Origin of the sequence: Roseomonas sp. OT10 (genome assembly GCF_020991085.1) — a bacterium.
GTDB classification, from domain to species: domain Bacteria; phylum Pseudomonadota; class Alphaproteobacteria; order Acetobacterales; family Acetobacteraceae; genus Roseomonas; species Roseomonas cutis.
Genome location: NZ_CP087719.1, coordinates 5,101,420 through 5,116,081, shown reverse-complemented (window position 1 = coordinate 5,116,081; position 14,662 = coordinate 5,101,420). Strand labels below are relative to the sequence as shown.

10 protein-coding genes are annotated in these 14,662 nt (G+C 71.6%); 5 read left to right on the top strand and 5 right to left on the bottom strand.

Translation table 11 applies throughout. The features are described 5' to 3' along the window. Positions 1 to 38: 38 nt before the first annotated feature. A complete protein-coding gene (locus LPC08_RS23265) occupies positions 39 to 1,865 on the top strand; it encodes a DEAD/DEAH box helicase (RefSeq protein WP_502592168.1) in 1,827 nt (608 codons plus the stop codon). A 332-nt stretch (positions 1,866 to 2,197) separates the two neighbouring features. Here the strand turns inward: LPC08_RS23265 and LPC08_RS23260 are convergent, their stop codons facing one another. Beyond that, a complete protein-coding gene (locus LPC08_RS23260) occupies positions 2,198 to 3,532 on the bottom strand; it encodes an MFS transporter (protein ID WP_230450593.1) in 1,335 nt (444 codons plus the stop codon). 261 nt (positions 3,533 to 3,793) lie between these two features. Here LPC08_RS23260 and LPC08_RS23255 point away from each other — a divergent pair, with 261 nt between their 5' ends. After that, on the top strand, positions 3,794 to 4,471 hold the full coding sequence (locus LPC08_RS23255; protein WP_230450592.1) for a TetR/AcrR family transcriptional regulator: 678 nt from the start codon (positions 3,794 to 3,796) through the stop codon (positions 4,469 to 4,471). On the opposite strand, the gene LPC08_RS23250 is transcribed toward LPC08_RS23255, so the two are convergent. Next, positions 4,456 to 5,799: a DUF2254 domain-containing protein gene (locus tag LPC08_RS23250; protein ID WP_230450591.1), complete on the bottom strand. Its 1,344-nt coding sequence runs from the start codon at positions 5,797 to 5,799 to the stop codon at positions 4,456 to 4,458. The genes LPC08_RS23255 and LPC08_RS23250 overlap by 16 nt on opposite strands. After that, positions 5,796 to 6,782: a mechanosensitive ion channel family protein gene (locus LPC08_RS23245; RefSeq protein WP_230450590.1), complete on the bottom strand. Its 987-nt coding sequence runs from the start codon at positions 6,780 to 6,782 to the stop codon at positions 5,796 to 5,798. Before LPC08_RS23245 ends, LPC08_RS23250 begins: the two co-directional genes overlap by 4 nt. Before the next feature lie 114 nt (positions 6,783 to 6,896). Between LPC08_RS23245 and LPC08_RS23240 the strand changes: the two genes are divergently transcribed. Then, entirely contained in the window at positions 6,897 to 8,741 is a 1,845-nt protein-coding gene (locus LPC08_RS23240; RefSeq protein WP_230450589.1) for a transglycosylase domain-containing protein, read from the top strand. Beyond that, a complete protein-coding gene (locus LPC08_RS23235) occupies positions 8,738 to 9,265 on the top strand; it encodes a hypothetical protein (protein WP_230450588.1) in 528 nt (175 codons plus the stop codon). The genes LPC08_RS23240 and LPC08_RS23235 overlap by 4 nt, the downstream gene beginning before the upstream one ends. Before the next feature lie 424 nt (positions 9,266 to 9,689). On the opposite strand, the gene LPC08_RS26255 is transcribed toward LPC08_RS23235, so the two are convergent. Both LPC08_RS26255 and lhpI read right to left on the bottom strand, forming a co-directional pair. Further along, positions 9,690 to 12,125 carry a PQQ-dependent sugar dehydrogenase gene (locus LPC08_RS26255; RefSeq protein ID WP_304622047.1) on the bottom strand — a complete coding sequence of 812 codons (2,436 nt, stop codon included), beginning with the start codon at positions 12,123 to 12,125 and terminating at the stop codon, positions 9,690 to 9,692. Positions 12,126 to 12,325: 200 nt separating this feature from the next. Next, positions 12,326 to 13,267 (bottom strand): bifunctional Delta(1)-pyrroline-2-carboxylate/Delta(1)-piperideine-2-carboxylate reductase, encoded by a 942-nt coding sequence (gene lhpI, locus LPC08_RS23210; RefSeq protein ID WP_230450587.1) that lies wholly within the window; start codon positions 13,265 to 13,267, stop codon positions 12,326 to 12,328. A 289-nt stretch (positions 13,268 to 13,556) separates the two neighbouring features. On the opposite strand from lhpI, the gene LPC08_RS23205 reads away from it, so the two are divergent. After that, positions 13,557 to 14,600 (top strand): amino acid ABC transporter substrate-binding protein, encoded by a 1,044-nt coding sequence (locus LPC08_RS23205; RefSeq protein ID WP_230450586.1) that lies wholly within the window; start codon positions 13,557 to 13,559, stop codon positions 14,598 to 14,600. Positions 14,601 to 14,662: the final 62 nt, after the last annotated feature.

The following is a 14,662-nucleotide window of genomic DNA, read 5'->3' as shown; positions in this document are numbered from 1 at the left end:
AATTTCACCGGCCGGAGGGGCGGCTGGCTGACGGCGGAATGGTTTTTCACCGGGTTCAAGCCCAAGTCTACTGGAGGCTTGTCGATGGCGAGAACGTAATACTCAGTGCGCCGACCAGCTTCGGCAAAAGTCTTGTAGTCGACGCGCTCATCGCTTCGGGCAAGTACAAGCGCATCGCGCTGGTGGTACCAACGATCGCGCTGATCGACGAGACGCGGAAACGCCTTTCGCGCTTCTCAGACAGCTACAAGATCGTAACCCACGCATCGCAGCCAGCCGATCTGGAACGTGGCACGATATATGTTCTAACCCAGGAGCGAGTGATCGAGCGGGCGGACCTCGACTATCTTGACCTGTTCGTAATCGACGAATTCTACAAACTTGACCCAAGTGGAGGCAACGCGGACCGTGCTGCCATTCTGAACCACGCTTTCTATAAGCTGCTGAAGACCGCTCGGCAGTTCTATCTTCTGGGCCCCAACATCCGCGCCATCCCGACTGACTTCCAGGATCGCTTCGAGGCTCGCCTGATTGTCAGCGACTTCGTGACGGTGGCGAGCGATGTACGGCGCGTCGATTTGACAGGCGGAGCCCGTGAGGCGCTAGTGCGCCTAACAAAGGAACTAGACGGCTCCACTCTGATTTATTGTCAGTCACCGGGCAGCGTGCGCCGGGTGGCGCAATTGATGGTTGAGCGGCACATCAGTCCAGCAAAGCCAACTTTAGCCGAAGTGGTGGACTGGGTCGCCAGCAATTTCCATCCTGACTGGATCGTGGCGCGTGCGTTGGCGCACGGCATTGGTATTCATCACGGCCGGCTGCCACGTGCGCTTGCACAGCTGCAAGTACGTCTCTTCAATAGCGGTGCGTTGAAATTTCTTGTGTGTACGTCGACCCTGATTGAGGGCGTCAACACCGCTGCGAAGCACGTCGTTATTTACGACAATAAGATTTCGAAGAAGCCGTTCGACTACTTCACCTACCGCAATATTCAGGGACGATCGGGTCGGATGTTCCGGCATTTTGTCGGCACGGTCCATCTCTTTCACCCGCCACCACAGACTAATCTGCTCGACGTCGACTTTCCTGCTTTTAGTCAAACTGACACTGCAACGGACGGCCTTCTTGTGCAACTCGATGAGGAGGATCTCGGAGGAGAAGGACTACGCCGCGTCAACAAACTGAAGGGGCAACCTGAGCTCAGCATCGAGACGATTCGTGCCAACGCACACGTAGACCCGCAACAGCAGATCGACCTAGCCCGCTACATCCGCCTACACGCGCGCGAGCTGCATCCGGCGTTGTCGTGGCGGGGAGAGCCGTCGAACGATCAAATTTACAAGGTATGCGAGCTTCTATTCGACACCCTTCTTGCTGGCGCGGGGCGGGACGTAGTCCGCAATGACCGCCAGCTTGCGCTCTTGCTGACGAAACTGCGACAGCTTGGGGCGTCGGGGTTCATCAAGACCCAGGCCCAAGCATCGGGCCCGCGCGCGCCTGCGGATCCGAGCGACCGGGTTGAAAACGCGCTGGAGTTTCTGCGGAACTGGGCCTCGTTCAACTTCCCCCGCGCTCTCACTGCGCTAGAGCGAATCCAGGCGGAGGTTTTCGGTCGCCTCGGCCTTCCCCAGGGGGCCTACGCACCCTTTGCGGTCAGGGTCGAAAATTTAATGCTGCCCCCAGCGTTATCGGCGCTCGATGAGTATGGTCTTCCTCTGCAGATCGTCGCGCGGTTGGAGCCAGTCCTGCCCTCCAACAGCGATCTCGATGCCGTTCTTGCAGCGCTGCGCCAGCTAGAGGTCAGTCGTTTGCGGCTCAGCCGTTTTGAGGCGGCTCTTGTTGAGGAAATCCAGGCGAGCCTTTGAGGATGAATTGAAAGTTCGTATTATTCAGTTGCTGACAGGGCATCCCTGAGTGTCAACCTTGATTGTCTCTGAAAACCATCTTTTAGAGGTATACCGATCAGTACCTCGCGACTAGCCGACTTGGTAATCCGCCCAACTTCGCCCTAAACTGCCAAGCTGTCATGTCTGCTTTCCGATAGGTAAGACCTGCATATGAATGACTGGCAAGGGCGCGTATCGGACGCTGCCCAGCCTCTACGCTAGGCCACTTGGGCATCGCCCGGACGGTCCTGAGACCGATGCCCGTCCATGTGGCACGGCCGGCCGGGTTCCCCGGCCGGCCGTGCCTCCCCTCAGCCCGCCTCCGGCCGCCCCAGCCGGTCCAGCGGCACCTGGTAGGTCTCGCGCATGCTCAAGGCGGACAGCGCCGCCAGTCCCGCGGCCGCGCTGCCGAAGACCGCCACCGGGACCCAGTTGCCCAGGTTCGGCCCGGCCAGCGCCGCGGCGATGGTTGGCGCGAAGCCGCCCAGGGCGAAGCCGAACTGGGTGCCGATGGCCATGCCGGACAGGCGGACCTTGGTGCCGAACTGCTCGCTGAACATCGCGAAAGCGGAGCCGCTGTAGGCGCTGTAGATCACGCCGGACATCAGGATGCCGAACAGGAAGACCATCGGCAGGTTGGCCTGGGTGATCGACCAGATGAAGGGCCAGATCAGGATGGCGCTGCCCGCCGCGCCGATGACGAAGACCGGCTTGCGCCCGATCCGGTCGGCCAGCAGCGCCCAGGCGGGGATGGCGCCCAGCGCCACGACGTTGGCCAGGATCTGCATCCACAGCATCGCCGAGCGCGGCAGGCCGACGGTCGCGACGCCGTAGCTCAGCGCATAGACGGTGGCCAGCGTGCTGATGACGGAGGTCAGCGCGGCGAAGACCACCTTCATCACGTCGGGCACGTAGTGGCGCGCCAGCAGCTTCAGCGGGGCGACGGGCACCGCGTGGTGCTCCTGCTCCGCCTCGAAGGCGGGGGTCTCGGGCAGGCTGCGCCGGATCCACCAGGCCACGGCCATCACCGCCACGCTGAACAGGAAGGGAATCCGCCAGCCCCAGCTCAGCAGCGCCTCGTCCGACAGGGTGGAGATCGGCAGGAAGACGGCGGTGGCCAGGATCAGCCCGCCCTGGGTGCCGGCCAGGGTGAAGCTGCTGAAGAAGGCCCGCCGGTTCTCCGGCGCGTGCTCGACGGTCATCGAGGTCGCCCCGGACTGCTCGCCCGAGACGGCGAGGCCCTGGCAGACGCGCAGCAGCACCAGCAGGATGGGGGCCCAGACGCCGATCTGGTGATAGGTGGGCAGCAGGCCGATCAGGAAGGTGCAGGCGCCCATCCCGAACAGGGTCAGCATCAGCACGGCCTTGCGGCCGAACTTGTCGCCGATGTGCCCCATCACGAACGAGCCCAGCGGCCGGGCGACATAGGCCACGCCGAAGGTGCCGAAGGAGAGCAGCGTCCCCAGGGCGGGGTTGTCCGCCGGGAAGAAGATCTTGCCGAAGACCAGTGCCGCGGCGCTGCCGTAGATGAAGAAGTCATAATATTCCAGCGCGCTGCCGATCCAGGCGGCGATGGCCGCCTTTCGCGGCGATGGCCCTGCATGGGCCTCCGTGGCGCCGAGCGGCGCGGTACCGGCAACGTCCATTCGCTTCCTCCATGGCCGCGTCTCGCGGGTTTGCTGGCCTGTTCCCGGCATGGGTGGGGCGGCGTTGCCGGAACCAGGGCGATTCATGACAGAACGGATAACTGACGAACCTGTCAGTTCATAACTCTTGTATCTGTTAGACGGACTGGTCAGTTCGGTCAATCACAATCTACAATGGACCCCTGGGGCCCGCCGGATGCCGGGCCGCGGCCCCCGCCCCGTCCGGGCGGAGGGCCCCGCCGGGAAGGAGACCGCACAGGCATGCAGGACGGCGCCGCGACCGCCACGCCACGCGGGGACCGCGCACCGGGACCCCGGGCGTCGCGGACCCATGATCCGGAGCGGACCCGCCAGGGCATCCTGGCGGTCGCCACGGAGGAGTTCGCGCGCGGCGGGCTGTCGGGGGCGCGGATCGACGAGATCACCGCCCGGACCCGCACCAGCAAGGGCGTGATCTACTATCATTTCGGCAGCAAGGAGGGCCTCTACCAGGCCGTGCTGGAGGCTGAGTACCGGCGCATCCGGACGCAGGAGAGCCAGCTCGGCCTCAACCGCCTCGCGCCGCTCGACGCGCTGCGCGCGCTGGTCGGCTTCACCTTCGACTTCAACCACCGCAACGAGACCTTCGTGCGGCTGGTGGCGATGGAGAACGTCCAGCAGGGCGCCTTCCTCGGCGACCTGACCGCCATCCGCCAGCTCAGCACGGCGATGGTCGAGGAGATCCGCGGCTTCTACGGCCGCGGCGTCGCCCAAGGCGTGTTCCGGCCGGGCATCGACCCGCTGGAACTGCACTGGCAGATCAGCGCGCTGTGCTTCTTTGCCGTCTCCAACCGCCCCACCTTCTCCCGCCTCTTCGGGCTCGACCCGGGGGATGCGGCGGCCCAGGCCCGGCGCCGCGAGGGCGTGCTGGAGATGGTGGAGCGCTACGTCGCCGCCTGACGCCCGCGGAGGCCCTCCCCGGCCGCGCGCGCCTCCAGGTCGGCCAGCCCGGCTGCGTCCTCCACCGTCGCGCGCCCCGTGGCCAGGGCGAGGGCGACGTGGCGGCGCAGGGCGGCGTGGCGGCGGGGGTCCGTCTCCACCCCCTCCACCTGGCGCAGGATCTCCACCAGCCGGATCAGCACCGTGGCCGAGCCGCCGGCGCTCTGGCGGATCATGTGGAACATGGTGTCGCACAGCCCGTCATAGTCGGTGACATGGCGCGACAGCACCGCCCGGCCATCGCGGCGCAGCACGGGATCGGGCAGGCGGCGGCCGGCGAGGGTGCAGAGCGACGCGCCCAGCCGGTCCAGCACCGCCACGGCGGTGAAGGGGTCGTTGATGCCGGGCGACAGGGCGCGCACCGCCACCTCGACGAGCTGGCGCACGGCGAACTCCAGGTCCTGCGCGGCGGCCTGCCGCTCGCCCAGGCTGGCGGCCGCGGCGAAGGCGGCCTCCGCGGCACCGGCATCCGCATCCGGCGGGGAGAGCGTGCCGAAGGCGGCGCCCGGCAGCAAGTAGTCGCCCGGGCGCACGTCCAGCCGCAGCCGCGCGCCCTGTCCGGCCGCCCAGTCGGCCAGCGCCGCGTCGTCCAGCGCGCGCAGGTAGCCGCCGCCGGCGAAGCGCAGGACCCGCCCCCGGGCGCCCTCCGCGTCCGGGCCGGGCCGGGGCGCGGCGCCGGCCCGGGCAGCCTCGGGCGCCTCCCCGGTGGGCGCGTCGCGGCCCTCCTCCAGCGTCGCGATGGCCCCGGCCAGCTCGGCATGGACCAGGGCGATCACCGTGTCGACGTTGATGCTGTTGGCGACGTGGTGGACGAACCAGACGAGGGCGGCGACGCAGAGCAGCGCCAGGGCGAGCGCCGCGGTGACGCCCAGATGCGGCACGAAGGCCACCTCCTCCACCGAGCGGACGGTGCGCAGCAGCACCAGGGCGCAGGCGAAGGTGCCGAGGAAGGTGCCCAGCACGATCTGGTTGCCGGGGTCGCGGGTGAAGTTGCGCAGCAGGCGCGGCCCCATCTGCCCCGAGGCGAGCGAAAGCGCGGCCACGGTGATGGAGAACACCGTGCCGGCGACGCCGATGGCCGAGGAGGCGACGGCGCTCAGCAGCGCCCGCGCGCCCGCCTCTCCGCCGGCATAGATCCAGCCGCCGCTGACCCAGCTCTCCGTGAAGCCGGCGCGCTCCGCCCAGACCAGGGCCTCGCCCAGCGCCACGCCCAGCACCACGAGGAAGGCGGGGCGGAGCCAGAACAGGTCGCCCAGCGCTTCCAGCCAGCCGGTCAGGCGGCCCCTCACCGGCGCGGTTCCGGTGCGCCGGGGTCCCGCGCGGGGGCGGGCCGCGGCCGCTCCTCCTCCTGCCGGACCTGCCAGCGGGAGCGGGGGACGGGGCGCCCCCTGGCGGGCCAGCCCTCGCGCTGCCGGGCGCGGTCGCCGTCCGTCTCCTCCGTCTGGTCGTGGAACAGGACTTGCGAGGTGGGATAGGGCAGGTCGATCCCCGCCTCGGTCAGCGCGTCCTTCACCGCCTCGATGGCCCCGTCCAGCGCGTCCACCGCCTCCCGCCGCCGCGGCGGGTCGATCCAGAAACGCGCCGCCATGTCCACCCCGGCGCTGCCCAGCCCGGTCACCAGCGCCTCGGGCGGCGGGTCGGCCAGGACGCCGGGCGTGCCCCGCAGCGCCTCCACCACCACCTGGCGCGCCCGGGCGATGTCGTCCGCATTGCCGATGGTCAGCGGGAAGTGCAGCCGCCGCCGCTCATAGGCGGTGATGACCTCGATCTTGTCGGTGAAGAGCGAGGCGTTGGGGATCAGGATGCGGCGGTTGTCGTAGGTGCGCAGCACCGTGGCGCGGACCCAGATGTCCTCGACCGTGCCCTCCAGGCTGCCCTGGCGGATCTGGTCGCCGATGCGGAAGGGGCGGGTCAGCAGGATCAGCACGCCGGCGAGGAGGTTCTGCAGCACGTCGCGGAAGGCGAAGCCGATGGCCACGCCGCCGATTCCCAGCAGGTTGAACAGGTCGGCCGCCGAGACGGAGGGAAAGGCGATCGAGGCGGAGACCAGGAACACCACCAGCGTCGCCACCCCGCCGGCGATGCGGCCGAGCACGGCGGCCGAGCCGGCCGAGGCCTCGCGCAGCGCGGCGGCGCGCGTGACCGCCGCCCGCACGCCCCGTACCAGGAGCATCCCCAGCCCGAAGACCAGGAGCCCCATCAGCAGGCCCGGCACCAGGGCCACGGCGGCGGCCCCGAGGGCCTGGAGGCGGCCCAGCGCATCGTCGAACATGGCGTCTTCCCCAGGGAGTGGGGCCACAACGCCGCAGCCGGCGAAAGGGTCCGTGCCCTCCTGCGCCGGCCCGCCCTGTCCCCTTCCCCGCGACGGCCCCATAATCGGCCACCCATGCGCCGCCCCCCTGCCCCCGCCGCGACCCAGGCGCCGCCCGCGGCCCGACGGCCGGCCGGCGCCGCGGCCCGGTCCGCCCCGAAGCACGCCCCCCGGCCCGCACGGCTGGGGCGCTGGCTGCGCCGGCTGCTGCTGCTGGGGATCTGGGGCACGCTCGCCCTGGCCGGGATGTTCCTCCTGCTGGTCTGGGACCTGCCGCCGCCGGAGCGGGCGCTCGCCGCCACGCGCCGCCCGTCCCTGGTGCTGGAGGCCACGGGCGGGCAGACCATTGCCACCAGCGGCGACCTCTACGGCGACACGCTGCGGCTGCGCGACATGCCGCGCACCCTGCCCGCCGCGCTGATGGCGATCGAGGACCGGCGCTTCCTCTCGCATCCCGGGCTGGACCCGATCGGGCTGGCGCGGGCGGCCTGGACCAACCTGCGCTCCGGCCGGGTGGTGCAGGGCGGCTCGACGCTCACGCAGCAGCTCGCCAAGAACCTGTTCCTGTCCCCGGACCGCTCCTTCCGGCGCAAGGCACAGGAGCTGGTGATGGCGCTGTGGCTGGAGCGTCGCTTCAGCAAGACGGAGCTGCTGGAGATCTACCTGAACCGCGTCTACCTCGGCGCCGGCGCCTATGGGGTGGACGCGGCGGCGCGGCAGTATTTCGGCGTCTCCGCCCGGCAGGTGACGCTGTGGCAGGCGGCGATGCTGGCCGGGCTGCCCAAGGCGCCGTCGCGCCTCAACCCGCGCGCCAACCCGGACGGGGCGGTCCACCGCGCGCGGGAGGTGCTGGACGCCATGGTCGAGGTCGGGGCGATCCCCTCCACCCAGGCCCAGGCCGAGGCGGAGCGCATCACCCTGTCCGCGCGCCGCTCGCGCGGCTCCGGCTGGTTCGCCGACTGGGTGCAGGACGACCTGTCGGAGCGCTTCCCCGGCGCCGACGACCTGGTGCTGCGCACCACGCTCGACCTGCGGATGCAGGGGGTGGCGGAGGCGAAGCTCGCCGCGCTGCTCGCCGGGCCGGGGGCGGCGGCGCGGGTGGGCGAGGGCGCGGTCGTGATCCTCGACGCCCCCACCGGCGCGGTGCGGGCGATGGTCGGCGGCGGCGACTACCGCACCAGCCAGTTCAACCGCGTCACCGACGCCCACCGCCAGCCCGGATCGGCCTTCAAGCCCTTCGTCCTGCTCGCCGCGCTGGAATCGGGGATGTCGCTCTCCGACACCGTCTCCGACGCGCCGCTGAGCCTGGGCGGCTGGTCGCCGGGCAATGGCGGCTGGCGGGAGCGCGGGGCGATCACGCTGGAGGAGATGATGGCCCACAGCGTCAACACCGCCGCCGTCCGCACCCTGCTGCGCGGCGGCGGGGTGCGCGCCGCCACCGCCGTGGCCCGCCGGCTGGGGCTGGCCGGTGCCCTGCCGGACGACGCCACTCTGGCGCTGGGCACGGGGCAGACGACGCTGCTGGAGCTGGCGACGGCCTATGCCGCCTTCGCCAATGGCGGCCTGCGGGTGGAGCCCTTCGGGCTGGCCGCGCTGCGGGAGGGGCGGAGCCTGCGCTCCCTGCCGGCACCGGCGCCGGCCCGGGCGATCCAGGGCGACGACGCCCAGTCCGTGCGCCGGGCGCTGGAGGCGGTGGTGGCGCGCGGCACGGGCCGTGCCGCCGCCGTGGCGGGGCGCGGGGTGGGCGGCAAGACCGGCACCACCCAGGATTCGCGCGACGCCTGGTTCATCGGCTTCTCCGGCCGGTTGGTGATCGGCGTCTGGCTGGGCAACGACGACGCCACCCCGATGGACGACGTGCGCGGCGGCACCCTGCCCGCCCGGCTGTTCCACGACATCCTGGCGGAGCTGCCGCGATGAGCCCGACGGACGCGCCCCGGCCGGAGCCCCTGTCGCCCGGGGAGGAGGCGCTGCGCCGGCTGTTCGGCCCGGCGCGGCACGCGGCCAACAACCTGGCCCTGGTGCTGCTGATGAACCTCGAAGGAGCAGCCGGGACCCTGCCGGAGGGAAGCCGGGAGGCACGGCAGGTGGGCCGGGCGCTGGAGGCGGCGCGGGCGTATGACGGGCTGGTGCGGGGATTGCTGGCGCTGACCAGGCCGGAGACGGTGGTGCCGGTGGTGGCCGAGGACTGGCTGCGGGAGATCCTGCCGCTGCTGGGGCTGGCGACAGGCAAGCCGATGCGGCTGGAGGTGACGGGAGAGAGGGTGCGGGTGGCGGTCGCGCGGCCACGGATGGATGCGGTGCTGGTGGGGATGGCGGCAGCACGGCCGGCGGCGGCAGAGGCGGTGGTGCGGCTGGAGGGGGCACGGGTGTCGGTGGCGTGGGGGAACGCCGCATCGGCCGGAGAAAGCCCCGGCACGCTGCTCCTGCCAGCGGAGGACTGAAGAAGGAACGATACGGCCGGCGGGATGCGTTGATCCGTGCCGGTGCGGGGTGCGCCCGTGGCCCGGGGGCAAGGCTCCGCCTCGCCCCCGATACCCCCACTCCGCCAGGACCCTGCGGGCCCTGGACCCATTTGGCGCTGCCGCGGGACAGCCTGATACGGGGTCGAGGCGCCGAGGAGCCATGCTCCTCGGCGGGACCGGCCGCAGCACTCGCTGACGCCTTCAAAGCTATTCTGGAGTTCCGCCTGTCCGCGCCCCGTCAGGGTTCAGCCCACGGCAGACGGCAGCCACGAAGCGCCAAACTCCCAGCGGGGTCCGGGGCCCGCTTGTGGCCCCGGCAGGGGAGGGTCTGGGAGGGGACGGCGTCCCCTCCCGGTCCGACGCCGGGACGAGGGGATGCGGCGGGCCGGCCTCCTCCTGGGGATCAGGCGAAGACGTAGTCGCCCGCGGCGAGCGCGGGACCCGGCACGCCGCTGGCGCTCACCAGCAGCCGTCCCTCGGACAGGCCGGCCAGGTCCTGCACCTCGTAGACCAGCGCATTGCCGGAGGTTCCGACGAGCGCCAGGGTCGAGCCCGCGGCGAAGCCGGTGAAGCGGATCACGTCGCCCCCCGCCGCGCCCGCGCCCTGGAAGTCGACGATCAGGTCCGTCGCGCCCGTCGCGGCGATGTCACCCCGGCCGATGTTGAAGGTGTCGCTCCCCGCCCCACCGCTGACGCGGTCGGCGCCGAGGCCGCCCGTGATGGCGTCGTTGCCCGCACCGCCGGCGATGACGTCGTCCCCCACGGCGCCGTTGAACGCGTCGCTTCCGCTGCCGCCGCGCAGGGTGTCGTTGCCTTCCAGCCCGGCGATCTGCACCCGGCCGGCCGAGCCCGCGTAGTCCAGCAGGTCGGCGCCGGCGGTGCCCCGCACATAGGCGCCCGCCGCGGCGTCGTCGTTGCGGATCGTGCCACCGGCCGTCGCGCGCAGCGGGTCGATGCTGCCGGTGCTGGGCGCGGACAGGGCGAGCGTGAAGGTCTCGTCGCCCTCGACCTCCCCATCTCCCGCCACGGCGACCGTGACCAGGACGGTGTCCTGGCCGGCGGCGAAGGCGACCGTGCCGGAGGGGAGGACACCGCCGGCGAAATCAGCCCCGTCCGCCGTGCCGCCGGTCATGCCGAAGCGCACGGTCGCCGCGGCGTCGGTCGCGCCCTGGCGGGTCACCACGAAGGTGAAGGGGGAACTGCCGCCATTCCCTTCCGCCCGGGCGGCGGAGAGGGCGGCGATCGAGAAGGTCGTCGGCAGGTAGCTCGACGCATCCACCGTCTGGTCGTCGAAGGCGAGGCGCTCGATCCCCGCCAGGCTATCGGTGCCGTCATGGGGCCCGGCGCGGCTGTCCGAGACGACGAGGCGGCCGCTGGCCGCGTCGTACCGGACCGCGTGCTGGGCGAGGGTGCCGGAGAAGCGGGCCGTGTCGTTCCCCGCGCCGCCGTCCAGCGCGTCGTTCCCCAGGCCGCCCGCCAGCTGGTCGTCCCCGGTGCCGCCCAGAAGGCTGTCGTCGCCGCTGCCGCCGTACAGCCGGTCGTTCCCGGCTCCGCCGTCGAGGGTGTCGTTCCCGTCGCCCGCGGCCTCCGAGAAGCGCAGGCGCAGGAACTTGCCGTCGACGCCCATGGCGTAGAGCCCGCCATCGCCGCTCTGGGCGAAGGAGACGATGGAGCTGAACCGCCCCGCGTCGATGCGCAGGTCCTGGTCCAGGTTGCGGAAGAACTGCGGCGCGCCGTCGACGATGCGGGTGGCCCAGAGATGGTTGGCCGAGAAGTCGGCGAAGAGGTAGAGGCCCTGGGCGCCGCCGGGCCCATGATACACGTGGCCGCCGGTGACCGAGGCGCCGTTGAGCGGGCCCGTGCCGTGCTGGTACTCCAGGGTCGGGTCCGTATAGGCCGGGTCGTCCGGGCCGATCGAGCCTTCCTTGACCCTCCATCCGAAGTTCAGGCCGCCGGCGCTGCCGGCCGGGACATGGTTGATCTCCTCGATCCTGTCCTCGCCCACATCGGCGATGTAGAGGTCGCCCGTCCGCGTGTCGAAGCTGTTGCGCCAGGGGTTGCGCAGGCCGAGCGCCCATACCTCCGGCGCCCCGTCGCCGGAGGGGAAGGCATTGCCCTCGGGGATGGCGTAGTTGCGGCCCGCATCCTCGGGGAAGCCGTCCGAGCGCGGGTCGATCCGCAGCATCTTGCCGAGCAGCGAGTCCGGGTCCTGCGAGGTGTCCTCGACGCGCCCCGGGAAGCCGCCATCGCCGGTGGCGATGTAGAGGTGGCCATCCGGGCCGAAATCCATCCAGCCGCCGTAATGCTGGCTGCCCGGGTGATCGAAGGTGAGGATGAGGCGCGCGGAGGCGGGATCGGCCTGGGCGGGGTTCGCCGCGGAGCGGGTGTATTCGCGGATCTCCACCGCGCCGGCCGCGTTCGTCAGGTAGACGTAGAACCTGCCGTTGGCGGCATAGCCGGGGTCGAAGGCGAGGCCGAGCAGGCCCTGCTCCCCGCCGGCCGCGAGGCCGGCATCCGGCAGGTCCAGGAAGGGCGTCGCCAGCCTGGCTTCCGTGGCGGTGTCGAGGATGACGATCCGGCCGGTGTGCTGCTCGACGATGTAGAGAAGGTCTGGCTGGCCGGGCGGGGAGGCGGCGTAGACGGGGCTGGCGAAGTTGAGCGCCAGGCGGTGGACGTCGATGACGCCCGAATCCGGGGCGAGGTCGGCGGCGCCGAAGCCGTAGAGGAGGTCGTCGCCCCCCTCCCCGCCCAGGATGTCCGAGCCTCCGCCGCCGGAGAGGGTGTCCGCCACGGGCGAGCCGGTGGCCCGGTCCTCATCCGGGCCGTGTTCCACGATCATGCCGCCTCTCCCCCGCGTCTTGGTTCTGCATGATGAAATGGCCTGACCAGACCGGCAATCGGCGGGAGCAGGAATGGCATCTCATCCTTGCGGGGTGGGGCCGCATCCGTCCGGGGCCAGAGGCCCGTGGCGGCACCCAGGCCCACCCGCGACGCGCGCCCCCGGCCTGATCGCGGACCGGCCGGGGCGCGGAGCGGCGGTCAGGGTGCTTCGGCGGCCGCCCCATAGGCCAGCGCCGCCGCCGCCAGATCCTCACCCGCCCAGCCCACCGACTTGAACACCGTCACCTGCCGCGCGTCCTCCCGCCCCGGCTTCTCCCCCCGGCACAGCTCCGCCAGCTCCGCCGCCACGTCCCCGCGCCCGATGGCCCCCTCCGCCATGGCCTGCCGGATGTCCCCCGCCTCCGCCAGCGCCCCGGCATGGGTGTCCACCACCAGCCGCGCCCGGGCCAGCAGCGCCCCGTCGCTTTCCCGCATGTCCGGGCGGAAGGCGCCGACCAGGTCCACATGCGTCCCCGGCCCCACCGCCGCCCCGCGCACCAGCGGCTCGGCCGACAGCGTGGCGGCGGCCACGATGTCCGCCCCGGCGGGGTCGGGCGTGGCGGCGGCGCGGGCCGGGTGCCCTTCCGCCGCCAGCGCCGCGACCAGCCGCGCCGCGCTCTCCGGCCGGCGCGACCAGACGGCGATCTCCTCGATCGGGAAGGCGCTGCGGTAGCAGCCGGCCAGGGCATGGGCGATGCGGCCGCTGCCCAGCAACAGCAGGCGCCGGCTGTCCGGGCGGGCGAGGTGGCGGGCGGCCAGCACGCTGGTCGCCGCCGTGCGCCGGTCCGTCAACTCGCCGCCGTCGAGGACGGCCAGCGGCCGGCCGGTCGCGGCCTCCGACAGCAGGTAGACGGCGTGCACCGCCGGCAGGCCCGCGGTTGCGTTGGCTGGAACGACATGCACCAGCTTGACCCCGGTGAAGCCACCTGCCTGCCAGGCGGGCATCAGCAGCAGCGAGGCCTGCCCCGCGCCGGAGGGGCCCAGCCCGTGGTGGTGGCGCAGCGGCGCCTCGCAGCCCTGGCGGAACATGGCCTCCAGCGCGCCGATCAGCGCCGGCCAGGGCAGGCGGGCCCGCACCTCCGCCGCATCCAGGATCCGCATCACCCCTCCCCGCCCCGGCCGTGCCGCGCCGTCCGCGGCCGGTGCGGCAGTGTCGCCGCCGGGCGGGCGGCGCGCCAGGGCCGCCGGCCGCCCCTGGCACAAGGCTTGCGTGGGGCGCGCGGATGACTCTCCCCGACGCAGGGGAAGAGCGCGCGAATTGCGCTGGTCATGCGGTCGCGGTAACGGGAGAATCGAGGGGCGTGGACACCGCGAGGCGCGGTCTCCGTTCAGGCCCCGAACCGCTGCGCTGGATTCGCAGCGGAACCTGCTCGGTTTGGGGAGATTGTTCATGCGGCCATTGCGTCTAGCCTTTCTGGGAGCGGTCGGGGCCCTCGCCCTGGGTGCCGGCCTCGGCGGCGCCCAGGCCCAGCAGCCGGCAGCCCAGGGCCCGGCGGCGACACTGGATGCCATCCGCGCGCGCGGCACGCTGATCTGCGGCGTGAACACGGGCCTCGCCGGCTTCGCCCAGCCGGACAGCCAGGGGGCCTGGAAGGGCTTCGACGTGGATTTCTGCCGCGCCGTCGCCGCCGCCATCCTGGGCGACGCCAGCAAGGTCCGCTACGTGCCCACCACGGCGCAGAACCGCTTCACCGCGCTGCAGTCGGGCGAGGTCGACCTGCTGTCGCGCAACACCACCTGGACCATGTCGCGCGACACCAGCCTGGGCTTCGACTTCGGCGCCATCACCTTCTTCGACGGCCAGGGCTTCATGGTGAAGAAGGCCCTGGGCGTGAACAGCGCCAAGGAGCTGAACGGCGCCACCATCTGCGTCCAGCCCGGCACCACGACCGAGCAGAACCTGACGGACTGGGCGCGCTCCAACAACGTGCAGTTCACCCCGGTGGTGATCGAGCGGCTGGAGGAGCTGGTCAGCGCCTATGTCGCCGGCCGCTGCGACGCCTACACCACCGACGTCTCCGGCCTCGCCGCCACCCGCTCGGCGCAGCCGACGCCGGCTGACCACGTGATCCTGCCCGAGGTCATCAGCAAGGAGCCGCTGGGCCCGGCCTACCGCCACGGCGACCAGCGCTTCGGGGACATCGTCCACTGGGTCCACTACGCCATGCTGACGGCGGAGGAGCTGGGGATCGACAGCAAGAACATCGACCGCATGGCGAACGACCCGCGGCCGGACGTGCAGCGCCTGGTCGGCAAGACCGGCGACCTGGGCCAGATGGTGACGCTGCAGCCGAACTGGGCGGTGAACGTCATCAAGCAGGTCGGCAACTACGCCGAGGTGTTCGAGCGCCACCTGACCCCGATCGGCATCCAGCGCGGCCCGAACGCGCAGTGGACCAAGGGCGGCCTGCAATACGCGCCGCCGCTGCGCTGACGCGGGACGGGACGGGCCGGGGCTGATCCCCCGGCCCGTCCCACCTTTGCCACCCGGCCCGG

What these genes read in the sequence shown, in the direction of transcription:
- LPC08_RS23265 (WP_502592168.1), top strand. Translation starts at nt 39, where the DNA reads ATGGTTTTTCACCGGGTTCAAGCCCAAGTCTACTGGAGGCTTGTCGAT.
- LPC08_RS23260 (WP_230450593.1), bottom strand. Translation starts at nt 3,532, where the DNA reads ATGGACGTTGCCGGTACCGCGCCGCTCGGCGCCACGGAGGCCCATGCA.
- LPC08_RS23255 (WP_230450592.1), top strand. Translation starts at nt 3,794, where the DNA reads ATGCAGGACGGCGCCGCGACCGCCACGCCACGCGGGGACCGCGCACCG.
- LPC08_RS23245 (WP_230450590.1), bottom strand. Translation starts at nt 6,782, where the DNA reads ATGTTCGACGATGCGCTGGGCCGCCTCCAGGCCCTCGGGGCCGCCGCC.
- LPC08_RS23240 (WP_230450589.1), top strand. Translation starts at nt 6,897, where the DNA reads ATGCGCCGCCCCCCTGCCCCCGCCGCGACCCAGGCGCCGCCCGCGGCC.
- LPC08_RS23235 (WP_230450588.1), top strand. Translation starts at nt 8,738, where the DNA reads ATGAGCCCGACGGACGCGCCCCGGCCGGAGCCCCTGTCGCCCGGGGAG.
- LPC08_RS26255 (WP_304622047.1), bottom strand. Translation starts at nt 12,125, where the DNA reads ATGATCGTGGAACACGGCCCGGATGAGGACCGGGCCACCGGCTCGCCC.
- lhpI (WP_230450587.1), bottom strand. Translation starts at nt 13,267, where the DNA reads ATGCGGATCCTGGATGCGGCGGAGGTGCGGGCCCGCCTGCCCTGGCCG.
- LPC08_RS23205 (WP_230450586.1), top strand. Translation starts at nt 13,557, where the DNA reads ATGCGGCCATTGCGTCTAGCCTTTCTGGGAGCGGTCGGGGCCCTCGCC.